23 protein-coding genes are annotated in these 23,298 nt (G+C 64.3%); 15 read left to right on the forward strand and 8 right to left on the reverse strand.

Annotation, left to right across the window (positions count from 1 at the left end; all coding sequences use genetic code 11):
* The first annotated feature begins 106 nt into the window (after nt 1-106).
* Nucleotides 107-598 carry a hypothetical protein gene (locus ACFOKF_RS03230; RefSeq protein ID WP_380793101.1) on the forward strand — a complete coding sequence of 164 codons (492 nt, stop codon included), beginning with the start codon at nt 107-109 and terminating at the stop codon, nt 596-598.
* An 82-nt stretch (nt 599-680) separates the two neighbouring features.
* Here the strand turns inward: ACFOKF_RS03230 and ggt are convergent, their stop codons facing one another.
* Entirely contained in the window at nt 681-2,381 is a 1,701-nt protein-coding gene (ggt, locus tag ACFOKF_RS03235; protein WP_380793103.1) for a gamma-glutamyltransferase, read from the reverse strand.
* A gap of 72 nt (nt 2,382-2,453) precedes the next feature.
* The gene (locus ACFOKF_RS03240) at nt 2,454-3,506 is read right to left on the reverse strand and encodes a quinone-dependent dihydroorotate dehydrogenase (protein WP_380793105.1); all 1,053 of its coding nucleotides are present in this window, start codon (nt 3,504-3,506) and stop codon (nt 2,454-2,456) included.
* A gap of 362 nt (nt 3,507-3,868) precedes the next feature.
* Here ACFOKF_RS03240 and ACFOKF_RS03245 point away from each other — a divergent pair, with 362 nt between their 5' ends.
* From ACFOKF_RS03245 to ACFOKF_RS03295, 11 genes are all read left to right on the forward strand, one after another.
* Nucleotides 3,869-4,813, forward strand: coding sequence for a helix-turn-helix transcriptional regulator (locus ACFOKF_RS03245; RefSeq protein ID WP_380793107.1), 945 nt, complete (start codon nt 3,869-3,871; stop codon nt 4,811-4,813).
* 118 nt (nt 4,814-4,931) lie between these two features.
* The gene (locus ACFOKF_RS03250) at nt 4,932-5,342 is read left to right on the forward strand and encodes an RrF2 family transcriptional regulator (protein WP_380793109.1); all 411 of its coding nucleotides are present in this window, start codon (nt 4,932-4,934) and stop codon (nt 5,340-5,342) included.
* Nucleotides 5,339-6,823: a Fe-S cluster assembly protein SufB gene (sufB, locus tag ACFOKF_RS03255; protein WP_380793111.1), complete on the forward strand. Its 1,485-nt coding sequence runs from the start codon at nt 5,339-5,341 to the stop codon at nt 6,821-6,823. Before ACFOKF_RS03250 ends, sufB begins: the two co-directional genes overlap by 4 nt.
* Before the next feature lie 136 nt (nt 6,824-6,959).
* Nucleotides 6,960-7,415, forward strand: coding sequence for a hypothetical protein (locus tag ACFOKF_RS03260; RefSeq protein WP_380793113.1), 456 nt, complete (start codon nt 6,960-6,962; stop codon nt 7,413-7,415).
* Between the two features lie 6 nt (nt 7,416-7,421).
* Nucleotides 7,422-8,168: a Fe-S cluster assembly ATPase SufC gene (gene sufC, locus ACFOKF_RS03265; RefSeq protein WP_380793115.1), complete on the forward strand. Its 747-nt coding sequence runs from the start codon at nt 7,422-7,424 to the stop codon at nt 8,166-8,168.
* Nucleotides 8,165-8,929 carry a SufD family Fe-S cluster assembly protein gene (locus ACFOKF_RS03270; protein WP_380793117.1) on the forward strand — a complete coding sequence of 255 codons (765 nt, stop codon included), beginning with the start codon at nt 8,165-8,167 and terminating at the stop codon, nt 8,927-8,929. Before sufC ends, ACFOKF_RS03270 begins: the two co-directional genes overlap by 4 nt.
* A 98-nt stretch (nt 8,930-9,027) precedes the next feature.
* Nucleotides 9,028-10,212 (forward strand): cysteine desulfurase, encoded by a 1,185-nt coding sequence (locus tag ACFOKF_RS03275; RefSeq protein WP_380797630.1) that lies wholly within the window; start codon nt 9,028-9,030, stop codon nt 10,210-10,212.
* Complete coding sequence (locus tag ACFOKF_RS03280; protein ID WP_380793119.1) at nt 10,209-10,673, forward strand: SUF system Fe-S cluster assembly protein; 465 nt, start codon at nt 10,209-10,211, stop codon at nt 10,671-10,673. Before ACFOKF_RS03275 ends, ACFOKF_RS03280 begins: the two co-directional genes overlap by 4 nt.
* Before the next feature lie 242 nt (nt 10,674-10,915).
* Nucleotides 10,916-11,278 (forward strand): HesB/IscA family protein, encoded by a 363-nt coding sequence (locus ACFOKF_RS03285; RefSeq protein WP_380793121.1) that lies wholly within the window; start codon nt 10,916-10,918, stop codon nt 11,276-11,278.
* Nucleotides 11,279-11,295: 17 nt separating this feature from the next.
* Nucleotides 11,296-12,093 (forward strand): SDR family NAD(P)-dependent oxidoreductase, encoded by a 798-nt coding sequence (locus ACFOKF_RS03290; protein ID WP_380793123.1) that lies wholly within the window; start codon nt 11,296-11,298, stop codon nt 12,091-12,093.
* A 77-nt stretch (nt 12,094-12,170) separates the two neighbouring features.
* Entirely contained in the window at nt 12,171-12,338 is a 168-nt protein-coding gene (locus ACFOKF_RS03295) for a hypothetical protein (protein ID WP_380793125.1), read from the forward strand.
* A gap of 206 nt (nt 12,339-12,544) precedes the next feature.
* On the opposite strand, the gene ACFOKF_RS03300 is transcribed toward ACFOKF_RS03295, so the two are convergent.
* Both ACFOKF_RS03300 and ACFOKF_RS03305 read right to left on the reverse strand, forming a co-directional pair.
* Nucleotides 12,545-13,441, reverse strand: coding sequence for a DMT family transporter (locus ACFOKF_RS03300; protein ID WP_380793127.1), 897 nt, complete (start codon nt 13,439-13,441; stop codon nt 12,545-12,547).
* Nucleotides 13,434-14,453: a threonine aldolase family protein gene (locus tag ACFOKF_RS03305; RefSeq protein ID WP_380793129.1), complete on the reverse strand. Its 1,020-nt coding sequence runs from the start codon at nt 14,451-14,453 to the stop codon at nt 13,434-13,436. The genes ACFOKF_RS03300 and ACFOKF_RS03305 overlap by 8 nt, the downstream gene beginning before the upstream one ends.
* A gap of 157 nt (nt 14,454-14,610) precedes the next feature.
* Here ACFOKF_RS03305 and ACFOKF_RS03310 point away from each other — a divergent pair, with 157 nt between their 5' ends.
* Entirely contained in the window at nt 14,611-15,699 is a 1,089-nt protein-coding gene (locus ACFOKF_RS03310; RefSeq protein WP_380793131.1) for a branched-chain amino acid aminotransferase, read from the forward strand.
* Nucleotides 15,700-15,835: 136 nt separating this feature from the next.
* Nucleotides 15,836-17,044, forward strand: a complete 1,209-nt coding sequence (locus ACFOKF_RS03315; RefSeq protein WP_380793133.1) for a UbiH/UbiF/VisC/COQ6 family ubiquinone biosynthesis hydroxylase — start codon at nt 15,836-15,838, stop codon at nt 17,042-17,044.
* A 336-nt stretch (nt 17,045-17,380) separates the two neighbouring features.
* Here ACFOKF_RS03315 and ACFOKF_RS03320 read toward each other — a convergent pair whose 3' ends face one another.
* Both ACFOKF_RS03320 and acs read right to left on the reverse strand, forming a co-directional pair.
* Nucleotides 17,381-17,893, reverse strand: a complete 513-nt coding sequence (locus ACFOKF_RS03320; RefSeq protein WP_380793135.1) for a cytochrome b — start codon at nt 17,891-17,893, stop codon at nt 17,381-17,383.
* Nucleotides 17,894-18,090: 197 nt separating this feature from the next.
* Nucleotides 18,091-20,034, reverse strand: coding sequence for an acetate--CoA ligase (gene acs, locus ACFOKF_RS03325; protein ID WP_380793137.1), 1,944 nt, complete (start codon nt 20,032-20,034; stop codon nt 18,091-18,093).
* 185 nt (nt 20,035-20,219) lie between these two features.
* On the opposite strand from acs, the gene ACFOKF_RS03330 reads away from it, so the two are divergent.
* Entirely contained in the window at nt 20,220-20,891 is a 672-nt protein-coding gene (locus ACFOKF_RS03330; protein ID WP_380793139.1) for a glutathione S-transferase family protein, read from the forward strand.
* A gap of 42 nt (nt 20,892-20,933) precedes the next feature.
* On the opposite strand, the gene ACFOKF_RS03335 is transcribed toward ACFOKF_RS03330, so the two are convergent.
* On the reverse strand, nt 20,934-22,094 hold the full coding sequence (locus ACFOKF_RS03335) for a GGDEF domain-containing protein (protein WP_380793141.1): 1,161 nt from the start codon (nt 22,092-22,094) through the stop codon (nt 20,934-20,936).
* Nucleotides 22,095-22,205: 111 nt separating this feature from the next.
* Nucleotides 22,206-23,087, reverse strand: coding sequence for a LysR substrate-binding domain-containing protein (locus tag ACFOKF_RS03340; RefSeq protein ID WP_380793143.1), 882 nt, complete (start codon nt 23,085-23,087; stop codon nt 22,206-22,208).
* Between the last annotated feature and the right edge of the window lie 211 nt (nt 23,088-23,298).

Raw genomic sequence — 23,298 nt, forward strand, 5'->3', positions numbered from 1 at the left:
TCCCACCCAGCCCGGTCGTTTCCCGCGCCTTTCATCCGGCCAACCACGCAACTTTCCGCGCCGCCCAGACATTGTCCTTGCGTAACCATATGCAAGGAGAAGGGCGATGCGCGCCATCCTGATGATTGCGGCGGTGGCTGGCCTGTCCGCCTGCGCCGAAAAACCCAAGGAACCGACCCAGCGCGAGCAGATCGGCCAGTCGTGGAAATATGAGAATGGGGAAGGCAAGGCGGTGAAGGTCGCCTATATCGGCAGCAAGAACAGCGTCGTCACCATGACCGCGCCCGACACATTCTCGGTCCTGCTGGTCCAGCCGCTCAAGGAGGGCGGGGCGGACGTGACGGTGAAGCTGGTCGGTGCGCCCTTCACCTGCGACATGTCCGATTGCCGGGTTACGGCCACCACCGACGATGGCAAGGAGCATGAATGGAAGGGACGGATGGCCACCAATGATGACGGCATCGCCATCGCCCCGTCGCAGGGCGCTTATGACGTCATCCGCAAGGCGAAGAGCGTGAAGGTCGACCTGGTGGTCGACGGCAAGGAAAAGACCGCGCCGTTCGAATTCGACGTTGCGGGGCTGAATTTGAAGGGGTGATAGTTTCCCGTTCGGTTCGAGCTTGTCGAGAACCGCTTGCGCCCCGTTTCTCGACTGCGCTCGAAACGAACGGGTGTGGACTTCACTCCTGCAAGGACACGCCGGGGCTGCGCGGATCGGCAGCGCCCTGCCAGCGGCCGTCGGGCAGGCGTTCGGCGGCATTGGCCTTCAGGCCCAGCTTGCTGATGCTGACCCGGTGGCCCAGCTTCTCCAGCGGCGCCTTCATCGCTTCCACCGATGTTCCCTGTTCCAGCACCAGCCCGTCGCCGTTGAAGAAGATGAGGCCCTGCGCGATCGACTCCTGCGCGGACAGGCCCCAGTCGAAATGGGCGATCAGCGCCTTGGCGACCTGCATGATGATGGTCTTGCCGCCGGCCGCGCCCACGGTGAAGACGGGCGTGCCCCTGGCGTCATAGACGATGGTGGGCGACATGGAGGAGAGCGGGCGCTTGCCCGGCTCCACCCGGTTGGCGACCGGCTTTCCATCCTTTTCCGGCGAGAAGCTGAAATCGGTCAGCTCATTGTTCAGGATGACGCCATTGGCGATCAGCTGGCTGCCGAAGAAGCTTTCGATCGTGGAGGTCCAGGCGGCGATGTCGCCATCATGGTCGACCGCGACGAAATGGCTGGTGCCGCTTTCTGGCTGGGGAAGCGACGCCGTGCGCGGTTGCGCGCCGGGCGGGGTGCCGGGCTTGTAGACATTGAGCGCCTTGTTGAGGCGGATCAGCGAGGAGCGCTGTTTGAGGTAGGCGGGGTCGATCATGCCGCTGATCGGCACGGAGACGAAGGCGGGATCGCCCAGCCAGGTGTCGCGATCGGCATAGGCGAGCTGCATCGCTTCGCCGATGACATGCCAGGAGCGGGGATCATCCTTGCCCCATGCGGCAAGCGGGAAACGCTCCACCATGCCCAATATCTCCAGCACGGTGATGCCGCCGGCCGACACCGGTCCCATGCCGCAGACGGTATAGGCGCGATAGGGACCGCAAATGGGTTTGCGCGGTTCGGCCTTGTAGGCGGCGATGTCCGCCTCCGTCATCGGCACCGGATTTTTGGGCGCGTTGGTCACGGCCTGGCTGATGAGGCGGGCATTTTCGCCGGTGTAGAAGGCGCCCGGTCCCTCCGCCGCGATCCGCTTGTACAGGGCGGCGAGCGGCGGGTTTTTCAGCAAGGCGCCGACCGGCGGCGGTGCGCCGTTCACCCAGAACATCTTCTGGATTTCCGGGAAGTCGGCCCAGATATTTTGCGTCGCGCGCAGCGCCGTGGCGGTGCGCTCGCCCAGCTGGAAGCCATCCTGCGCGTACCGGATCGCCGGCTGGAACAGATCGGCCCAGGGCAGCTTGCCCCATTTTTTGTGGGCGTCCCACGCCATGCGCAAATTGCCCGGCACGCCGGCGGAATAGCCGCCCGGCCAGGCTTGCATGAAGGGCAGGGGCTTGCCGTCGGCGCCCAGAAAACGGTCGGGCCGGGCGGCGGCCGGCGCGGTTTCGCGGCCGTCGATCGACTCCAGCACGCCGGTCTTGCCATCGTGATGCATCAGGAAGCCGCCGCCGCCGATGCCGCTATTATGCGGTTCGACCACGCCCAGCGTCAGCATCATGGCGATGGCGGCGTCGGTGGCGCTGCCGCCCTTGCGCAATATCTCCTGCCCGGCCTGCGCCGCGCGCGGATCGGCGGCGGACACGGTGGCGTTGGTCGAAACCGGCTCGCGTGCAGAAACGGCGGCGGGGTTCAGGGCGATAAGGGCGAGGGGGGCCAGCAGGCCGGTCAGGCGGGAGGTCATGCCCGGCACCCTATCGCCCCGACGCCGCTTCGCAACCCCATGATAGACCGGGGTTATGGCGCGGCGAACCGATCAGGCGTCGACGCCGACAATCTCCGCCACAGTCTTCACCCCGTCGCGCGCCATCAGCGCCTTGAGGCCGGCATTGATCCGGCGGGCGAGATAGGGGCCTTCATAGACCAGCGCGCTGTAAAGCTGGACCAGCGACGCGCCGGCGCGGATGCGGGCATAGGCATGGTCCGCATTGGCGATGCCGCCCACGCCGATCAGCGGCAGGCGATGGCCCAGCAGGCGGCGGAAATCGAGCAGCCGCGCCTGCGACAGGTCGGTCAGCGGCGCGCCGGACAGGCCGCCGGTTTCGCCGGCATGGGCCGATCGCAGCGTCGGGCGGGTGATGGTGGTGTTGGACACGATCAGCGCGTCGACCCGGTGGTCGATGCAGGCGGCGGCAATATCCTCCACATCGGCCGGCTCCAGATCGGGCGCGACCTTCAGGAAGATGGGCGGTCCGCCCTGCGGCCGGGCGGCCATCACCGCGCTCAGCAGATCGTCCAGCGCCGCCCGCCCCTGCAACGCACGCAGGCCGGGGGTGTTGGGGGAGGAGATGTTGACGGTCAGATAATCGGCCAGCGGCGCCATGCAGGTGACGCCGGTCGCATAATCGGCGTTGGCGCGGCCGGCGGCCGTCGCCTCCTTATTGGCGCCGATATTGATGCCGATGATCGCGCCCTGCCCATGCGGGCGGCGATAGCGGGCGATGCGGTCGGCCGCTGCGCCCTGTCCGCCATTGTTGAAACCGAAGCGGTTGATGACGGCGCGATCCTCGGCCAGGCGGAACAGGCGTGGCTGGGGATTGCCCGGTTGGGCGAGCGGGGTCAGCGTCCCCAGTTCGGCAAAGCCGAAGCCCAGCCCGTGCATCTTGTGCGCGACCCGGCCATCCTTGTCATAACCCGCCGCCAGCCCGACCGGGTTGGGAAAGCGGATGCCCGCCACCGTCGTCGCCAGCATCGGGTCGGCGGCAAGAGGCTTTGCCGTCGGCATCATCCGCAGCGCGGCGATGGACAGATTATGGGCGCGCTCGGCATCGAGCGTGAAGAGGAGCGGGCGGATCAGGCGATAGGACATGGGGGCGCTATGCCAGCGCCGGGCGCGGGCGTCGAGTCACTGTGGCGGATCAGTCACATCGCCCCGATCCTGACATTTCATGACAGAAAACGTCATGAATGAGACCGTTTGCAATCGCGAAATGTCCGATTCATCCAATAAAATTTCACCGATTCCGGCGTAAAGCCGGCTTGCGACCCGAAGGCTCTTAGGCCCATGGCCGATGAGACCTTTTCCTGACCCGGCGATGAAAATCGCCGGGTCATTTTTTTGTCTCGCATCCGTCGCCCGGCTTTCAGCGACATAAAAGTTACAGTGAATTAGCCATATTGCTTGCGCCCCCATGCTATTGGCGCATAGTGTTTTTCCTTGGGGTGAAGAACATGGGGCCGCATCTGGCAGAAACGGGCGGTGGCGCAGTCGCGTTACCGGATGAACGCGGGCCGCTATCCTATACGGTGGCGGCGGCGCAGGGGCCTGTCCGGCTCCGCTATCTTGCGCCTCCGCCGAATCTGCGCGCCTATTTCGGCTCTCTCTATCTGTTTTCGGTGACGGCGGACCGTTTCGCAGATGCAACACGCGCCGATGTGCCGCAATTGCGCTTCATGCTTGACGGCGGCGGCGACTATCATTTTCACGATGGCGCGGTGACGCCCACGCCCGATGTCTGCCTGCTGGGGCCGACCATGGGCGCGACCCGTTTTCAGGTGAACGGGCCGATCCGGGTGCTGGGCATTTCGCTGTTGCCGGCGGGATGGATGGCGCTGCATGGCGGGAACGCCAGCCTGTTGGCTGACCGGCTTTGCGATCTGGCGGCGGAAAAAGGCGATGTCTACCGCGCATTGCTGGCGGCATTGCGCGGGCTGGACGATGATGATGCCGACGCAATGGCGGATCTGTGCTGGTCGGAACTGGGCAAGCTGGTGAAGCCGCCGCGCGCCGCCATCTGGGACTTGCTGGGGGCGGTCGACGCCTGGCTGATGGGGGAAGGATCGCCCCGCATCGAATCGCTGGCGGAAACGACCGATCTGTCGCCGCGCCAACTGGCGCGCCTGACCAACAAATATTATGGCGCCCCGCCCAAGCTGCTGGCCCGCAAATATCGGGCGCTGCGCTGTTCGGCGCGGATCGCGCTGGATGGCGACAGCTGGCAGCAATTGTGCGAGGAGGCCAGCTTTTATGACCAGTCGCACTTCATTCGGGAAATCAAGCATTTCATCGGCCTGACCCCGCACCAGTTGCAGACCGAACCGTCCGCCGTTGCGCAACTGACCTTGCTGCGCCGTTCGCTGGGCGGTGACGTGGCCGTTCTCAACCGTCTGAGTTGACCGCGCCCAAGCAAAATTTCCTTGATTAAACGTGCCTGTGCGACCACATGCGCCCAATCGGATGGAATCGGTCCGATTTGAGAATGGTTCGCAACTTGTAAAGGGCGCGTGACACGACATGAAATTGTCGAGCTTCGCTGACTATGCGGTCGTGCTGATGTCCGCCGCCGCGCGCCATTGCGGCGCGACGCGGATGAACGCGACCACGCTGAGCGCCGAAACCGGCATTCCGCTGCCCACCGCGCAAAAGCTGGTGAGCCGCCTGTCGTCGGCCGGTTTGCTCGAATCGAGCCGGGGCACGGGCGGCGGCGTGCGCCTGTCGCGCCCGCCTGCGGCCATCACTTTGGCGGACGTGGTGGAGGCGGTCGAAGGGCCGATCGCCATGACCGCCTGCACGGAAATGGGCGCCCATGACTGCAATCTGGAAAGCGATTGCCGCATCCGCCCGCACATGAATGTGGCGAACAACGCGATCCGCGAAGCGCTCGCGAACGTGACTATCGCCAGTTTGACACGAGAAATGGCATGACCGAACAAGCAACCACCGTTCGCAATCAGGAAGCGCAGGAGGCCGCAGATCGCGCCTCGACCTATGAACATGGCTGGTCTTCGGCCATCGAGCAGGATTTCGCGCCCAAGGGGCTGAACGAGGATACGGTCCGCTTCATTTCCGCCAAGAAGAAGGAGCCGCAATGGCTGCTCGACTGGCGGCTCAAGGCGTTCGCCATGTGGCAGAAGATGGACGCGCCGGACTGGGCCAAGCTCAACGTCCCGCCGATCGACTATCAGGACGCCTATTATTACGCCGAGCCGAAGAAGAAGGTGGAGCTGGATTCGCTGGATCAGGTCGATCCCGAAATTCTGGCGACCTATCAGAAGCTGGGCATCCCCATCGCCGAGCAGGAAATGCTGGCCGGGGTGAAGGGCAGCCGCAAGGTCGCGGTCGACGCCGTGTTCGACAGCGTCAGCGTCGCCACCACCTTCCGCAAGGAGCTGGAGGAAGCGGGCGTCATCTTCCGTTCGATCAGCGAAGCGGTGCGCGAATTCCCCGATCTGGTGAAGAAGTGGCTGGGCAAGGTCGTGCCGATGCACGACAATTATTTCGCGACATTGAACTGCGCGGTCTTTTCCGACGGCACTTTCGTCTACATTCCCAAGGGCGTTCGCTGCCCGATGGAGCTGTCGACCTATTTCCGCATCAATGCGGAAAATACCGGTCAGTTCGAACGCACGCTGATCGTCGCGGATGAAGGCAGCTATGTCTCCTATCTGGAAGGCTGCACCGCGCCGATGCGCGATGAAAATCAGCTGCACGCCGCCGTGGTGGAACTGGTCGCGCTCGATGATGCGGAGATCAAGTACAGCACCGTCCAGAACTGGTATCCCGGCGACGAGAATGGCAAGGGCGGCATCTATAATTTCGTGACCAAGCGCGCGCTGTGTCAGGGCCGCAACTCCAAGGTCAGCTGGACGCAGGTGGAAACCGGCAGCGCCATCACCTGGAAATATCCATCCTGCGTGCTGAACGGCGAAAATAGCGTCGGCGAATTTTATTCGGTGGCGCTCACCAACAATCTGCAACAGGCCGACACCGGCACCAAGATGATCCACAATGGCAAGGGGTCGCGTTCGACCATCGTGTCGAAGGGGATCAGCGCGGGCCGCAGCAACAACACCTATCGCGGGCTGGTGCGCGTGGCGCCGGGCGCGGAGGGCGTGCGCAACTTTACCCAGTGCGACAGCCTGCTGCTGGGCGACCAGTGCGGCGCGCATACCGTGCCCTATATCGAAGTGCGCAATCCCAGCGCCCAGATCGAGCATGAGGCGACGACGAGCAAGATCAGCGACGATCAGCTGTTCTACGCGATGCAGCGTGGCCTCGATCAGGAAAGCGCGGTCAGCCTGATCGTCAACGGCTTCGCCAAGGAAGTGCTGCAACAACTGCCAATGGAATTCGCGGTGGAAGCGCAGAAGCTGCTCGGCATCAGTCTGGAAGGCAGCGTGGGCTAATATCTCCGCCCCACCCCGTCATGCTGAACTTGTTTCAGCATCCATTGCGCCATTGAGGGCGAGGGGAGTGGGGAGGAATGGACCCTGAAACAAGTTCAGGGTGACGTAGCATTTGAGATTTTGAAGGACGAATAAGTTGAGCGACGAAGACGATATCCAGGATGCCCTCGCCGATTTCGCGGAGGATGTCGGCAATGGTCAGGCATGGACCGCTGCGATCCGCATCCTGACCGAGGATTATGAGCTGGAGGACGGCGAACTCGCCGCCCGCGCCGCCAAGGATTTCGGCGATCTCGACGCCTATCAGGCCGAATGCCGCGATGCGCTGGAAAAGGGCGATGTCGCGATGACCGAGAAGCTGCGGACCGACAAGGCCTTCCATAAGGCGAAGGCGCCCAACCTCGCCCGCATGGGCCCGGTCAGCGAATTCGTCGTCGCGCTGCTGGAAAAGGGCGCGCCGGAACCGGATGCCGACTGGTGGCCCTATATGCCGATCAAGCGGCATATCGACACGCTGTTCCCCGCGCCGGGCGATGTGCGCGACATGGCTTTCTGGACCGCGCGAACGCTGCAGCGCGCGCATAAGGGTTAAACGGACATGCTGACGATCGACACTCTCACCAACGAAATCGACGGCAAGGCGATCCTGAAGGGCCTGTCGCTCCAGATCAATGCGGGCGAAATCCACGCGATCATGGGGCCGAACGGCGCGGGCAAGTCGACGCTGGCCTATACGCTGGGCGGCCGTCCGAACTATGACGTGACCGGCGGCACCGCGACCTTCGAGGGTGCCGACCTGTTCGAGATGGAGCCGCATGAGCGGGCTGCGGCCGGGCTCTTTTTGGGCTTCCAGTACCCGGTCGAGATTCCGGGCGTGTCCAACCTGCAATTTCTGCGCGAAAGCCTCAATTCGCAGCGCCGCGCGCGCGGCGAGAAGGAACTGAACGGCGGCGAATTCATCCGTCTGGCCAAGGAAAAGGCCGGTCTGCTGGGGCTCGACATGGAAATGTTGAAGCGCCCGGTGAATGTCGGCTTTTCGGGCGGCGAAAAGAAGCGCGCCGAAATGGTGCAGATGGGCATTCTCGATCCCAAGCTGGCGATCCTGGACGAGACGGACTCGGGTCTCGACATCGACGCGCTCAAGATCGTGGGATCGGGCATCAATGCGATCATGCGCAAGCCGGACAAGGCGGTGCTGCTGATCACCCATTATCAGCGGCTGCTCGATTATGTGAAGCCCGACTTCGTCCATGTTCTGGCCGCCGGCCGGATCGTCAAGTCGGGTGGTCCCGAACTGGCGCTGGAGCTGGAGCGCGAGGGTTATGCCGAGGTGGTGGCCGCGTGAACGCCCTGACTCTGCCGACGCCCCTGCCCACCCGCAAGGCCGAAGAATGGCGCTATAGCGACCTAGAGGCGCTGGCGACCGTGTGGCCCGTGCCCGCGCCCACCCGTATCGATGTGGCGGCGGGCGACAGCGTGGCCCATCATCTGTTGCAGGATGTGGGCGAAGGGGCTGCGGCCGTGCATGACTATGTCATCACCATTGCCGACGGCGCGCGGTGCGATTTCCATGTGCTGAATGTCGGCGGCAAGCTGGGCCGCGTGACCTTTACTGTCACGATCGGCAGCAATGCGCATTTCGAACTGAAGGGCGCGATCATCGGCGGCGGCGACCAGACGCTGGAAATCATCACCAGCGTCACCCATGCTCAGCCCGATTCGACCAGCGGCCAGACCATCCGGTCGATCCTGGGCCAGCGCGCGACGGGCAGCTATCTGGGCAGCATCAATGTCGCCCGCGATGCGCAGCGCACCGATGCGTTCCAGTCGATCAAGGCCATGCTGCTGGATCGCACCGCCACGGCCAACGCCAAGCCGGAGCTGGAAATCTACGCCGACGACGTCAAATGCGCGCATGGCGCGACGGTGGGCGAACTGGACAAGCAGGCGCTGTTCTACATGGCGTCGCGCGGCATGGACCCGGCGACGGCCAAGACATTGTTGTTGAAGGCGTTCGTCGCGGGCATGTTTGACGATGTGGCGGGCGAAGCGGTCAAGGACGCGCTGGAGGCCGCTGCGCTCGCCAAGCTGGAGACTTTGGTGTGACGAACGACCCAACATCCGTTCGCCCTGAGCCTGTCGAAGGGCCGTCCTTCACTGCAAAGGAAGGACAGGGCTTCGACAAGCTCAGCCCGAACGGTTTTTTGAGCTTACGCCATGATTTCCCCGGTGTGGGCGACTGGCATTATCTGGACAGCGCCGCCACCGCGCAAAAGCCCAATGCCGTGATCGACGCCATCGCCCGCGCCTATGGCCCGGACTATGCGACGGTGCATCGCGGCGTCTATGAACGCTCGGCCAATATGACGCTGGCCTATGAAGCGGCGCGGCGCAAGGTCGCGGGCTTCATCGGCGCGCAGTCGGACAGCGAGATCGTCTATGTCCGGGGCGCGACCGAGGGCATCAATCTGGTGGCGCAATGCTGGGCCGGGACGCAGCTGAAGGCGGGCGACCGCATATTGCTCTCCACGCTGGAGCATCATAGCAATATCGTCCCCTGGCAGATCGTTGCGGAGAAGATCGGCGCGCATATCGACGTCGTGCCGCTGACGGCGGACGGCCAGATCGATCTCGACGCGATGCGCGCGATGATCACGCCGCAGCATCGCATGGTCGCGCTGGCCCATGTGTCGAACGTGCTGGGCAGCGTGCTCGATTGCCGCCGCGCCGCCGACATCGCCCATATGGTCGGCGCGAAGATATTGATCGACGGCTGCCAGGCGGTGCCGCGCCTTGCCGTGGATGTGCAGGCGCTGGACTGCGATTTCTACGTCTTTTCCGGGCATAAGCTGTACGGCCCGACCGGCATCGGCGTGCTGTGGGGTCGCAAGGAACTGCTGGACGCCATGCCCCCCTATCAGGGTGGCGGGTCGATGATCGACAAGGTGACGTTCGAAAAGACGACCTATGCCCCCGCGCCGACCCGGTTCGAGGCGGGAACGCCGCATATTGTGGGCGTCGTCGGGCTTTCGGCGGCGATCGATTATGTGCAGGGCGTGGGGCTGGACGCGATCCACGCCCATGAATGCGCCATGGTGGCCAAGGCGCGCGCCGCGATCGAACAGATCAACAGCGTGCGCGTCTTTGGCCCCGATAATTCGGCCGGCATCCTCTCTTTCGAGGTTGAGGGGGTGCATCCGCACGATGTCGGCACCATATTGGATGAAACGGGCGTCGCGATCCGGGCCGGCCATCATTGCGCACAGCCGCTGATGCGCCATCTGGGCGTGGAGGCGACGGCGCGGGCCAGTTTCGGCATTTATAGCGACGACAGCGATGTGGATGCGCTGGTGAAGGGCATCGAGCGGGTCAGGAAGATTTTTGGATGACTGAGGAACGCAAGATTTTGGTCGAGGAAGTGGACGCGGTGGACAGCCCGCCCAAGGCGCGCGTGGACGATGCGGCAGAGGCCGCGCCGCGCCAGCGCGACTATCTGGATGGCTTCCTGACGCAAAAGCCCAACGAAGTGGCGGCCGGCGAGCCGGGCGGCGACCTGTATGACGGGATCATCGATGCGCTGAAGGAAATCTTCGACCCCGAAATCCCGGTCAACATCTATGATCTGGGCCTGATCTATGGCGTCGACGTTACGACCGATGGCCACGCCGTCGTCACCATGACGCTGACGACGCCGCATTGCCCGGTGGCCGAATCCATGCCGGGCGAAGTCGAACTGCGCGTCGGCGCGGTGCCGGGCGTGGGCGATGTCGAGGTGAATCTGGTCTGGGATCCGCCATGGGATCCGGGCAAGATGAGCGACGAAGCCAAGCTCGAACTGGGGATGCTGTAGAGCATGCTGCGTTAAATTCGACGCGGACCGCATGCTCTAAGTTTTTGTTGTCGCATCGTTTTAAGCGGAAAACCGGTTCCCACTTTTCCGTACGATGCTCTAGTTTCTCCCCTCCTTTCCAGGGAGGGGATTAAGGGGTGGGTGGCGAGCGAAGCGAGCCTCTGTCCCATCGAACCAAGCGCCGCCTGCGGCGACGACCCACCCCCGGCCCCTCCCTTTCAGGGAGGGGGGAGGATATTGGAATGACCGAAACGACGACCAAAGTCCGCGCCCGCCCCGCCGCCGTCATCCTGACGCCGAGCGCGCAGCAGCGCATTGCCGACCTGATGGCCCAGGCGCCCGAAGGCACGATCGGCGTCAAGCTGTCTACCCCCAAGCGTGGCTGTTCGGGCCTTGCCTATTCGGTCGACTATGTGACGGAAGAAGCCAAGTTCGACGAGAAGATCGAAACGCCGGGCGGCATACTCTACATTGACGGCGCATCGGTCCTCTATCTGGTGGGATCGACGATGGACTGGGTGGAGGATGATTTCACGGCCGGCTTCGTCTTCAACAATCCCAACGCCAAGGGCAGCTGCGGCTGCGGCGAGAGCTTTACGGTTTAACCCGGCGGGCGGGTAAGATGCCCCATATGCTCATCCTCGGCATGGGCTATACCGCGTCCCGCCTTGCCGCCCGATTGCGTGGTGACGGCTGGCGCATCACCGGCGTGCGCCGCAACGCCGACAGCGAAACCATCGCCTTTGACGATGACGCCGCCGTCCGCGCCGCCATCGCACAGGCCACGCATATCCTCTCCTCCGTTCCGCCCGAAGGCGACGCCGATCCCGTCCTGACCCGCTATGGCGCGGCTATTGCCGCCGCCCCCGCCATCTGGACCGGCTATCTCTCCTCCACCGGCGTCTATGGCGACGCAGCCGGCGCATGGGTGGATGAAGCCAGCCCCGTCGGCCTTGGCCGTCGCGCCGCGCGGGCGCAGGCCGACGCGGACTGGGGCGCGCTTCGCCCGGATATGCGCCGGTTCCGGCTGCCGGGCATCTATGGTCCGGGTCGCAGCGCGCTGGACCGGGTGCGGGAGGGGCGGGCGCATCGCATCGACCTGCCCGAACAGATTTTCAGCCGCGCCCATGTGGACGATATTGGTGCGGGGATCATCGCCTCGCTCCATAGCGGGCCGCCGGGCGTCTATAATCTGTCGGACGACCTGCCCTGCGCGCAGAACCGGCTGATCGAGGAAGCCTGCGTCCTGCTGGGCCAGCCTGTTCCGCCGCTCCTGACGCTGGAGGAAGCGCAATTGTCGCCGATGGCGCGCGCCTTCTATGCCGAAAATCGCCGCGTCGCCAATGGCCGGGCGAAGCGGCTGCTGGGCTGGACGCCGCGCTATCCGACCTATCGCGAAGGGCTGCGCGCTTGCCTGTGATTCCGTTCATCGCATGGTTTACGCCTTGTTAACCGCGCTGATCGACAAGCGGGGCATCGCTTTTTAAGGGACGCGCCATGATCCGCATCGACAGCCAGATTGACAGGAATTTTTCGGCGCTCAGCCACCGGATGACGGACATGGCCGTGCCCGGACGGGGGGCCGCCGCGCCCGAATCGATCGCCAGCCTGATCGACAAGGTCAACGCCGCCAAGCTGCGCTATCAGCCCGGCGGCATGCGGTAGACTGGAACGCCTTCACCTTGATCCGTTCGCCCTGAGCCTGTCGAAGCTTCAAACGAGGCGCGTGACTCGTTTGAACCTGAGCGCCTGCTGCAAGCAGGCAGTCGAAGGGGGCTGTACTTTTCTTAGCGTGTTCAAGGCAAAATGCAGGGCTTCGACAAGCTCAGCCCGAACGGAGGTTGGGTGATCCAGGTTTCACGCACGAGGCTCTAAGCGGCTTTGGATCGCAGGGCGATGGCCATGCCGGCGATCGCCAGCAGCGCGCCGATGATCGCCAGCGCGGACCAGCGATAGCCCTCCACCAGTGTCGAAATCAGCATCGCGATCACCGGGATCAGGACGCTGGTATAGGCCGCCCGGCCTGCGCCCATGCGCTGGATCAGCGTGAAGTAAAGCGGGAAGGTGACGACCGATCCGGCCAGTCCCAGCCACGCGACGCCCGCTATATAGCCCGCCCGCAGATCGAAGGTTGGCGGGCCGACCGTGGCCCAGGCGAACAGCGCATCCACCGCCGCGCCGATCAGCATCGCCCAGGCCAGAACCGCCACCATCGGCAGCCGCCGGGCAATCTCCATCCCCTGCATGACATTGGCGGCCGACGCGCTCATCAGCCCCGCGAAGGAGAAGGCCGCGCCCAGCAGCACCATGTCCGGCCTGACCGTTGCGGCATGATATTCATGCAGCAGCATCAGGATGATGCCCGCCACCGCGACCGCCGATCCGCCGATGAAGGCGCGGCTGACGGGCTGACGAAAGATCAGGAAGGCGAGGATCGAATTGGGGATCAGCAGCATCGCATAGACGACCGCGACCACGCCCGACGTCAGATAATGCTCCGCCCGATAGACGAAATTGAAATTGAGCACGAACTGCGCCACGCCCAGCAGCCCGGCAAAAAGCAGGCCCGCGCCGCCGATCCGCAGGGACACGCCCCGGAAGCGTGCGAAGATGGCCATGGCGACGCCGGCCAGCAGGAAGCGATAGCAGACCGACCAGCTGGCCGGCACCGATCCGATCTGATCACGGATGACGATCCAGGTCGAACTCCAGATCAGGGTGACGAGGATGAAGGGCAGCAGCACGCCGCCCCGTTTGCCCTCACCCATGGCCCAGCGCCTGCAATGCCTGCGCCAGCGGGGCGACGCTCTGCGCATCCTGCGACCAGTTGGTGACGAGCCGGGCGGCGCCGTCGCCCCAGTCGTAAAAGTCGAAACCCTGCGCGCGCAGGCTGGCGGCTTCCGCCGCGGTCAGCCGCACGAACAGTTCGTTCGCCTGCACGACATGCATCAGCCGCCCGGCTGCGCCCGCCGCCAGCGCCTGCGCCGCGGCATTGGCGCGGCCGGCATTGTCCAGCCACAGCCCGCCGTCGATCATCGCCAATATCTGTGCGGCGAGATAACGGCCCTTGGAAAAGAGATGGCCCGACCGCTTGCGCCAGCGCTTCGCCTCGGCGGCGCGGGCAGGGGCTTTGTCGCCGAAGAAGAGCAGAGCCTCCCCCACCATGCCGCCATTTTTGACGCAGCCAAAGCTGAGCGCATCCACGCCCGCGCGCCATGTGACGTCGGCCGGCGCGCAGCCCAGATGGGCGACAGCATTGGCGAAGCGCGCGCCATCCATGTGGAAGCCCATGCCATGGGCCTTCGCCACATCGCCCAGCGCGGCGACTTCGTCGGGCGCATAGACCAGCCCATATTCGGTTGCGTTGGTGATGCTGATCGCGCGGGCCGGCACCTGATGCACATCGGGACGGATCGCCTTCAGCCGGTCGGCCACGGCAAGCGGCGACAGTTTCGCGCCGTCGCCGGGCAGCGCCATCAGGCTCGCGCCATGGGTGAAGAAGCCGGGCGCGCCGCATTCATCGACCATGATATGCGCTTCTTCATGGCAGAGGATGCCGCCATAGGGCGGGCAGAGCGTGGCGAGCGCGATGCAGTTGGCCGCCGTCCCCGTGGCGACCCACAGGGCGCTGACCGGCGTTTCGAACAGGTCGCTGAACGCGCCGTCCAGCCGCGCGCTCCATGCGTCGCCGTCATAGCCATGGTCGGCATGATCGGCGGCGGCGATGGCGGCCAGAATGGCGGGGCTGATCGGGGTGACATTGTCGGAGAAGAAATGCATGGCCGATCGATAGCCGGGCCGCCGCCGCGCGAGAAGAGGCCATCGCCGCGCGACTGGCCCTGTCCGCGCGTAATAGGTCAGCATATATGACCAATTGTTTCACGCGCCGCTCTGTGACATAGGCGGCCCCTTCCGAGCCAGTATAAGGAGACTCACCATGGCCGCCGAGCAGACGTCGCGCTTCACCGTCACCCGCAACAGCCAGGCTGTAGCGGCAGACCAGCGCGCTGTATTGCTCGAAGATCCCGGTTTCGGCCGGCTCTTCACCGACCATATGGTGACGATCCGCTATACCGAAGGGCAGGGCTGGCACAGCCACAAGGTGGAGCCGCGCGCCCCCTTTCAGCTCGATCCGGCCTGCGCCGTGCTGCATTATGCGCAGGAAATCTTTGAAGGCATGAAGGCATACCGGCTGGAAGATGGCAGCATCGCCATGTTCCGCCCGGAGGAAAATGCCCGCCGCTTCGCCGAATCGGCCGAGCGCATGGCGATGCCGGCGATCCCGGAAGAGCTGTTCCTGGAAGCGGTCGAGCAGTTGGTGAAGATCGATGCAGACTGGATTCCGGGCGGCGAAGGGAGCCTCTATCTGCGCCCCTTCCTGTTCGCCAGCGAAGCCTTTCTGGGCGTGCGCCCGTCGAACGAATATATTTTCTGCGTCATCGCTTCGCCCGCCGGCGCCTATTTCAAGGGCGGCAAGAAGGCCGTGACCCTGTGGGTGTCGGACCATTATACCCGCGCGGCGCGGGGCGGCACCGGGGCCGCCAAGTGCGGCGGCAACTATGCCGCCTCGCTGGTCGCGCAGAAGGAAGCGATCCAGCATGGCTGCGATCAGGTCGTCTTCCTCGACGCCGCAGAAAATAAGTGGGTCGAGGAACTGGGCGGCATGAACGTCTTCTTCGTGATGGACGACGGGTCGATCATCACGCCGCCGCTCGGCACCATCCTGCCCGGCATCACCCGCAATTCGATCGTCACGCTCGCCCGCGCCAGGGGGATCAAGGTGCGTGAGGAATTGTACAGCTTTGCCCAGTGGCGCGAAGACGCGACCAGCGGGAAGATGCGCGAAGCCTTTGCCTGCGGCACGGCGGCGGTCGTCACCGCCATCGGCACGGTCAAGAGCACGGGCGGCGACTTCACCATCGGCAATGGCGATGGCGGTCTGGTGACGGAAAGCCTGCGCGCCGAACTGACCGGCATCCAGCGCGGCGCCGTGGCCGATCCGGCCGGCTGGGTGCACACGCTGTAAGATGTGAGGCTGCGTGCTCCTGCGAAAGCAGGAGCCCAGTTCTGGCCTACCAACTAGGCTCCTGCTTTCGCAGGAGCACATGCTATTTGATCCAGGTCGCTTCCCAATCCCTTTCCAAGCGCCTAGACACGCCTCCATGGAACGCTTTGACGTCGTGATATTGGGTGGCGGGCTGGTCGGCCTCACCCTTGGCATCGCCCTTTCCGGCCATGGCGTGCGCTGCGCCGTGATCGATCCGGCCGATCCGGTCGGCACCACCGCCGCCGGGTTCGACGGCCGCGTTTCCGCCATCAGTTCGACCAGCTACGCCATGCTCTCCGCGATCGGCGTGGGCCGGCATCTGGAGGGGAAGGGCTGCCCGATCGACCGCATCTGGGTCAGCGACGGGCTGGAACCGGGCGCGCTGGATTTCGCGCCGGATGCCGAAGATGGCGTGATGGGAACGATGTTCCCCAATCGCGACCTGCGCGTCGCCCTGGCGCAAACCGCGCAGGAGGCCGCGAACCTTACCCGTTTTCAGCCCGATCATGCCACCCATGTCGATCGCAATGCCGATGGCGTCACGCTGACGCTGGCGAGCGGCGCGGTGATCGAGGGCGCGCTGCTGGTCGCGGCCGAGGGGCGCAACAGCCCCACGCGCGAGGCGGCCGGGATCAACACCACCCGCTGGCAATATAAGCATACCGCCATGGTGACGGCGATCGACCATGAAGTGCCGCACGCCAATACCGCCTATGAAATCTTCTATGTCGGCGGTCCGTTCGCGCTGCTGCCGATGCTGCCGGGCACCCGATCCGCCGTGGTGTGGACCGTGCCGACCGAGCAGGCGCCGGCGATGATGAAGCTGTCCGAGCGCGCCTGGCTGGCCGAGGCGCAGAAGCGGATCGGCGGTTTCCTGGGCGAGATAAAGCTGGCCGGGCCGCGCTCCTCCTATCCGCTGGGCTTCCACCATGCCGCGCGCATTACCGACACGCGCCTCGCGCTGGTGGGCGACAGCGCGCACGCCATCCACCCGATTGCCGGGCAGGGCCTCAATCTGGGCTTCCGCGATGTCGCCGCGCTGGTCGAAGTGCTGGTGGAGGGCATGCGCCTTGGCCTCGATCCGGGCGATGCGCAGTTGCTGGCGCGCTATCAGCGCTGGCGCGGGCTGGACGCGATGATGACCAGCGTGGCGATGGACGGCCTCGTCCGCCTGTTCGACGTGCCGGGCAAGATCCCCTCGCTGGTGCGTCGCGCGGGGCTGGCGGCGGTGCAGCGCACCTCGCTGCTCAAGAACCGCTTCATGGCCGAAGCGCGCGGCCAGTCGGGCGCGCTGCCACGGCTGCTGACGGGCGAGATGGTGTAGGAAAGCCCGCGACGAGGCGATGCCTCGGACGCGACAGCCATTTCCCTGCTACTCCTGATTCGCGGCAATAACGCCGCCTATCAAAAGGAGAAACGCGCATGACATTTGCGGATGCGTGCATCGCTCTTGGAGTGATGATCGCCTTTGCGACCTTGATCCTCAAGATCGTGGAGGTTTCGCGCTCCAAATAAGGTGCACGACGGGCGGGGGCGCGTTGCCGCGCGTCCCCAAACGAGTGAACCCCCGCCATTGCCGTGACGGGGGTTCTTCTATCAAAGGCGAAAACGCCATGACATTTGCGCTTTCTACATAGCGCAAACGCCCCTGAATTTCAACTTACAGCATCCGCCGCAGCACATCGTCCTTCAGCAGGAAATGGTGGCGCAGCGCTGCGCCGACATGCAGCACGATCAGCGCCACCCAGAGCCAGGGCAGCAGCTCATGTGCGCCGCGCGAGAGGCCGACGATGGCGTCGCCTTTCGCCACGGCGAATTTGGGCACGTCGAACAGGAAGAACCAGTTGAGCGGGCGGTTGCCAGCCGAAGACATGATCCAGCCCGACAGCGGCAGGACCAGCATCAGCGCGTAGAAGAGGACATGCGTCGCATGGGCGGCGCCCTTTTCCCATGCCGGCATCGCTGCGGGCAGGGGTGGGGCGCGGTGGGTGAGGCGCCAGACGATCCGCAGCAGCGTCAGCGCCAACACGGTCAGGCCGATGGATTTGTGCACCGGCATCACCACCCAGTCCTTTGGCAGGGCGTCATGCGCAAAGCCGAGGAACAAATTGCCCAATATGAGGATGGCGATGATCCAGTGCAGGGCGCGGGCGACGGAAGTGTAACGGGCCATGGGCTGCTCCTTTTGGGATGTCGGCCAAAGCCATGGCCATCCTACCCGACGCCCATGGCTTCATTTCATGATGGACCGCCTGTCAGGACGGCCCCTTAGGGCGTGATGCGATTAGATTGAACCGCACCACGCCCTAAGAGTCTTTTGTTTTCCGCGTTTTGCGAGCCGTCATCTGTTCCAGATGACTTCAAACTGCTCTAACCCTGACGATTGGCGACCAGATTGTCCACCACCGACGGGTCGGCGAGCGTGCTGGTGTCGCCCAGCGCCTGGGCCGACACTTCGCCCTCGGCAATCTTGCGCAGGATGCGGCGCATGATCTTGCCCGATCGCGTCTTGGGCAGGCCCGGCGCGAACTGGATGGCGTCGGGCGTGGCGATCGGCCCGATTTCGGTCCGCACCCATTTGACCAGATCCTTGCGCAGCGCGTCGTTCGCCTCCTCGCCGCTGTTCAGCGTGACATAGGCGTAGATGCCCTGCCCCTTGATGTCGTGGGGGAAGCCGACCACCGCTGCTTCGGCGACGCTTTCATGCAGCACCAGCGCGCTTTCGACCTCGGCCGTGCCCATGCGGTGGCCCGACACGTTGATGACGTCGTCGACGCGGCCGGTGATCCAGTAATAGCCGTCCGCGTCGCGCCGCGCGCCGTCGCCGGTCGTATATTTGCCGGGGAAGGTGCTGAAATAGGTCTGGAAGAAGCGCTCATGATCGCCCCAGACCGTGCGCATCTGCCCCGGCCAGCTCCCTGCGATGACCAGATTGCCCTCGGTCGCGCCCTCCAGCACCTTGCCCTCGCCATCCACGATCTGCGGCACCACGCCCGGCATGGGGAAGGTGGCGGAGCCGGGCTTGAGGTCGGTCGCGCCCGGCGTCGGCGCGATCATCGCGCCGCCCGTCTCGGTCTGCCACCAGGTGTCGATGATCGGGCAGCGATCCTCGCCCACGACATGATGATACCAGCGCCAGGCTTCCGGGTTGATCGGTTCGCCCACCGTGCCCAGCAGGCGCAGCGATTTGCGGCTGGTGGAATGGACGAAATCATCGCCCTCCTTCATCAGCGCGCGCAGCGCCGTGGGCGCGGTGAAGATGGTCTGGACCTGATGCCGGTCGACCACCTGCCAGATGCGCGCGGGCGTGGGATAATTGGGCACGCCTTCATAGATCAGCGTCGTCGCGCCGTTCGCCAGCGGGCCATAAACGATATAGCTATGCCCCGTGACCCAGCCGATGTCGGCGGCGCACCAGTAAATGTCGCCGGGCCGATAATCGAAGCAGAGTTCGTGGGTCAGGCTGGCCCAGAGCAGATAGCCGCCGGTCGTGTGCAGCACGCCCTTGGGCTTGCCGGTGGAGCCGGAGGTGTAAAGGATGAACAGCGGGTCTTCCGCCTTCATCGGTTCGGGCGGGCAGTCGGCAGAGACGGTTGCGGCTTCTTCATGCAGCCAGAGGTCGCGCCCGTCCTTCATCGTCACTGCGCCGCCCGTGGCCTTCACCACCACGACCTTGCGCACGCTGGGGCATTCCTTCAGCGCGGCGTCGACATTGACCTTCAGCGGCACGGCCTTGCCGCCGCGGCGGCCTTCGTCGGCGGTGATGACGATGGTCGAATCGCAATCAATGATGCGGCCTGCCAGCGCTTCGGGCGAAAAGCCGCCAAAGACGACGCTATGGATCGCGCCGATCCGCGCGCAGGCCAGCAGGGCGAAAGCGGCTTCGGGGATCATCGGCAGATAGATGGTGATCCGGTCGCCCTTCTTTGCGCCTGCGGCCTTGAGCACATTGGCCAGGCGGCAGACTTCGGCATGGACTTGGGCATAGGTATAACGGCGCGGATCGGCGTCGGGCGAATCGGGTTCCCAGATGATCGCAGTTTCGTCCGCCCGATCCGCCAGATGGCGGTCGATGCAGTTGGCGCTGACGTTCAGCACGCCGTCGCTGAACCATTGGACGCCGAAATCGGCTTCCGCAAAGCTGCTTTCATTGGCGCGGGTCGGCGGCGTGATCCAGTCCAGACGCTTGGCCCGCTCCAGCCAATAGGCGTCGGCATCGTCGATCGAGCGGGCATAATCCGCTTCCCGGCCGGCACGGTCCATCAGCGCGCCTGTGGCCCAGCTGTCCGGCACCGGGAAGAAATCGTCAGACATCAGGCATCCTTTCCGTAGCGAAACTATTGTCGCAGTCTCTTCTCCGCCATAGCTTAGCGCGATCGGGCGGGAGGTCCATGCCGTTTGACGTCGTTCTTTTGGAGAATATCGCCGAAGGCGCTGCATCGCATTTCCGCAATTTGCCGCTTTCCCCATGGGCTGCGCGCGCCTAACAGCAATGCTCTATGTGGCTGCTCTACCAATTTCCGCTTTGTCCCTTTTCCCGCAAGGTCCGGCTGCTGCTGGGCGAAAAGGGGATCGGCTATGATCTGGTGCGCGAATCCCCCTGGATGATGCGCGACGAATTTCTGGATCTCAATCCAGCCGGCACCACGCCGGTGATGGCGGACGAAGAACGCGGCATCACCCTGATCGACAGTCAGGCGATGTGCGAATATTTCGAGGAGACGGTGGAGAAGTTTCCGCTGATTTCCGGCACGGCGGCGGGCCGTGCGGAAGTGCGCCGGCTGACCGCTTTCTTCGACCAGAATTTCTATGGCGATGTCGTCGGCCCGCTGTTGCACGAACGCATGAAGAAGCGTCTGGTGGAGCGCGCGTCGCCCGATGCCCGCGTCCTGCGCGAAGCGATGAAGCGCGCCAATGTCCATATGGATTATATGGATTATCTGCTCGACCATCGCAGCTGGATGGCGGGCGGCACGCTCAGCCTGGCCGATATTGCGGCGGCGGCGCATCTGTCGGTGGCGGACTATCTGGGCGGCATCGACTGGGCCGGGCATGAGCCGGTCAAGCGCTGGTATGCCGGCTTCAAGTCGCGCCCGTCCTTCCGACCGCTGCTGTCGGAACGGATGGAGGTCATCACCCCGCCGCCCCATTATGAAAAGCCGGATTTCTAAAAGATTTGCCTCCTCCCGCACGCGGGAGGAGGCCAGAGCGTATCAGTCCGTTTCCGCCGCCAGATAGACGCGGTTGCGGCCATGTTCCTTGGCCAGATAGAGAGCGCGATCGGCGGCCTTCAGCGCGGCGCGCGCATCTTCATAGACCAGCACATTGGCGACGCCGGCGGAAAAGCTCACCCGCTCCATCCGCTCGCCATTGGTGCGGTTAACCAGGCTGCGATTGGCCAGATCCTCCCGCACGCCGTCCACCGCCTCGCAGGTTTCGGCCGCCGTCTTGCCGCGGAACAGCATCACAAATTCTTCGCCGCCGTGCCGCGCCACATGGCAACGGTCGTTGGAAATCTTGGCCAGCAGGCCGGCGACGAATTTCAGCACCCGGTCGCCGGTGTCATGGCCATGGGTGTCGTTGATCCGCTTGAAATGATCGATGTCGCAAAAGGCGACCGACAGCGCCTCATGCTGCGCCTGCGCCAGCGCCACTTCCTCGCGCAGCACGCCTTCAAAGGCGCGGCGGTTGGGCAGGCCGGTCAGATGGTCATGTTCGGCGGCGCGGCGGGCGCTTTCCAGGCTGGATTTAAGCGCCTGAGTCTGCTTCTGATTTTCGCGCAGCTGGCCTTCGACCTGCCGGGTCTTTTCGACCATCGACCGGGTCAGGCCGACAAGGCGCGCCAGAACCGGCTCATTGTCGCCGCCCGACGCCAGATCCTTCGCCTGTTCCTGAAGCGCTGCGCCATAATCCTTCGCCGAATTGCGCGATTCATGCATCAGGCCGGTGAACTGGGTCAGATTTTCCTCGACCTTGTCCAGCATGGAGGCGAGCGATTCGGGCGTGACTTCGTCGGCGCGCTGTTCCGCCGCGATCGTTTCGATCCAGCCATTGGTGATCTTGCCGCGCTCCATCATCACCGCGCGGATCGCCTTTTCGACGCCGATATTGGCCCCGGTCAGATAATCGAGCGCGACGCTGAAATTGATCGGGGTCAGGTCCAGATCATGGGCGAACAGGAAGTCGCCAATGTCGGCATAAAGCTGCCGCCGCCGGTTGATCTCCCGGTTGGATGCGCCGCCCGCTCTGGGGCGCTGCTCCGGCTCCGATTCATCCTCGTCCTCGGCTTTGCCGGAAAGACCTCTGGCCCAGCGTGCCAGTCGGTCGGTCAGCCCATGTTGTGGGCTCGCGGATGAAGAGATTGCCCCGGTCATGATCGCTATAACGACGGGTGCGAAACAAGGTTAAGGGCGCGGCGATAAAGAATCGCAGGCGTATCGATTGAAAGGCCGGCACCGCCCAAAAATGCGCCCGTTCGCGTATTTTCAAATATCGGCGGCCACCAGCCAGTCGCGGAAGATGCGCACGGCCCGCGTCTGGAGCGCGCGCGGGCGGCAGACGAAGAAATAGCGATAGGGACTTTCGACATGGATCGGGAACAACCGCACCAGCCGGGGATCGTTCGATTGTTCGAAATGGCTGGCATGCATCACCGCCACGCCCAGCCCCTGCGCCGCCGCCTCCAGCATCAGCTGGCCCGAATCATAGTTGTCGACCGCCAGCGGTTGCAGATCGGACAGGCCGGCGGCTTCCTTCCAGGCGTCGAACGACAGGGCCATGTCGCGGTGGAGCAGGATGGTCTGCTGCGCCAGCTCCTCGGGCGACTTGAGCGCCTGCGGCCCTTCCAGCAGCTGGCGCCGGCCGATCAGATAGACTTCTTCATGATCCAGCTCATGCGCGTAGAGCGCGGGATCAATGTCCTTGGCCATCAGCACGATCGCCGCGTCCAGCCCTTCGCCCAGCCGCGCGACGGCATGGGGCGTGGTTTCGATGTCGATATGCAGCTGCGGGTGCTGCTGGCGCAGGCGGCCCAGATGGGGGAACAGCCGCTGGGTTGCGAACAGCGGCATCACCGCCAGCCGCAGCCGCAGCTGGTTGCCGCCGCTCTGGATATTCTCCAGCGCCTGGCTGAGCGAATCGAGCGCGGGGGCAATATCGTCCAGCAGCCGCTGGCCATCGATATTGATCTCCAGCGCCTGATGCTTGCGATCGAACAGGGGACGACCGATGAAGCGCTCCAGCGCCTGCACACGGCGGCTGAGCGCCGGGGTCGACAGAGCGAGTTCTTCGGCGGCGGCCTTGACGGAACCAAGGCGGGCAACCTGAACAAAGGCCTCCAGGGCCGTTAGGGGCGGCAATCTGCGCATAATCTGTAAAAGTCCGAAGCCGATCCGCTGCGCCGCGTCAATTCTCTTTATCGAACGGCGCGCATCCCGGTTCCAAGCATCCTCTCCATAATGAGCAGGAAAAAGGCGAAAATGGCAAGATGCATTTTTTGCAACTCATCAGATTATTTCGCACTTGCAAAAAATCATGCCGCACTGCACATAGAAGGGGCCTTTCAGGCATCCTCTCCTA

It is taken from the genome of Sphingobium rhizovicinum (genome assembly GCF_042647625.1).
GTDB lineage: Bacteria > Pseudomonadota > Alphaproteobacteria > Sphingomonadales > Sphingomonadaceae > Sphingobium > Sphingobium rhizovicinum.

Bases quoted from the DNA above. Each gene is read 5' to 3' on its own strand.
- ACFOKF_RS03300 (WP_380793127.1), bottom strand. From the start codon at position 13,441: ATGGGTGAGGGCAAACGGGGCGGCGTGCTGCTGCCCTTCATCCTCGTC.
- ACFOKF_RS03285 (WP_380793121.1), top strand. From the start codon at position 10,916: ATGACCGAAACGACGACCAAAGTCCGCGCCCGCCCCGCCGCCGTCATC.
- ACFOKF_RS03230 (WP_380793101.1), top strand. From the start codon at position 107: ATGCGCGCCATCCTGATGATTGCGGCGGTGGCTGGCCTGTCCGCCTGC.
- ACFOKF_RS03330 (WP_380793139.1), top strand. From the start codon at position 20,220: ATGTGGCTGCTCTACCAATTTCCGCTTTGTCCCTTTTCCCGCAAGGTC.
- sufB (WP_380793111.1), top strand. From the start codon at position 5,339: ATGACCGAACAAGCAACCACCGTTCGCAATCAGGAAGCGCAGGAGGCC.
- ACFOKF_RS03250 (WP_380793109.1), top strand. From the start codon at position 4,932: ATGAAATTGTCGAGCTTCGCTGACTATGCGGTCGTGCTGATGTCCGCC.
- ACFOKF_RS03315 (WP_380793133.1), top strand. From the start codon at position 15,836: ATGGAACGCTTTGACGTCGTGATATTGGGTGGCGGGCTGGTCGGCCTC.
- ACFOKF_RS03310 (WP_380793131.1), top strand. From the start codon at position 14,611: ATGGCCGCCGAGCAGACGTCGCGCTTCACCGTCACCCGCAACAGCCAG.
- ACFOKF_RS03290 (WP_380793123.1), top strand. From the start codon at position 11,296: ATGCCCCATATGCTCATCCTCGGCATGGGCTATACCGCGTCCCGCCTT.
- ACFOKF_RS03280 (WP_380793119.1), top strand. From the start codon at position 10,209: ATGACTGAGGAACGCAAGATTTTGGTCGAGGAAGTGGACGCGGTGGAC.
- acs (WP_380793137.1), bottom strand. From the start codon at position 20,034: ATGTCTGACGATTTCTTCCCGGTGCCGGACAGCTGGGCCACAGGCGCG.
- ACFOKF_RS03340 (WP_380793143.1), bottom strand. From the start codon at position 23,087: ATGCGCAGATTGCCGCCCCTAACGGCCCTGGAGGCCTTTGTTCAGGTT.
- ACFOKF_RS03295 (WP_380793125.1), top strand. From the start codon at position 12,171: ATGATCCGCATCGACAGCCAGATTGACAGGAATTTTTCGGCGCTCAGC.
- ACFOKF_RS03320 (WP_380793135.1), bottom strand. From the start codon at position 17,893: ATGGCCCGTTACACTTCCGTCGCCCGCGCCCTGCACTGGATCATCGCC.
- sufC (WP_380793115.1), top strand. From the start codon at position 7,422: ATGCTGACGATCGACACTCTCACCAACGAAATCGACGGCAAGGCGATC.
- ACFOKF_RS03240 (WP_380793105.1), bottom strand. From the start codon at position 3,506: ATGTCCTATCGCCTGATCCGCCCGCTCCTCTTCACGCTCGATGCCGAG.
- ACFOKF_RS03335 (WP_380793141.1), bottom strand. From the start codon at position 22,094: ATGACCGGGGCAATCTCTTCATCCGCGAGCCCACAACATGGGCTGACC.
- ACFOKF_RS03245 (WP_380793107.1), top strand. From the start codon at position 3,869: ATGGGGCCGCATCTGGCAGAAACGGGCGGTGGCGCAGTCGCGTTACCG.
- ACFOKF_RS03305 (WP_380793129.1), bottom strand. From the start codon at position 14,453: ATGCATTTCTTCTCCGACAATGTCACCCCGATCAGCCCCGCCATTCTG.
- ggt (WP_380793103.1), bottom strand. From the start codon at position 2,381: ATGACCTCCCGCCTGACCGGCCTGCTGGCCCCCCTCGCCCTTATCGCC.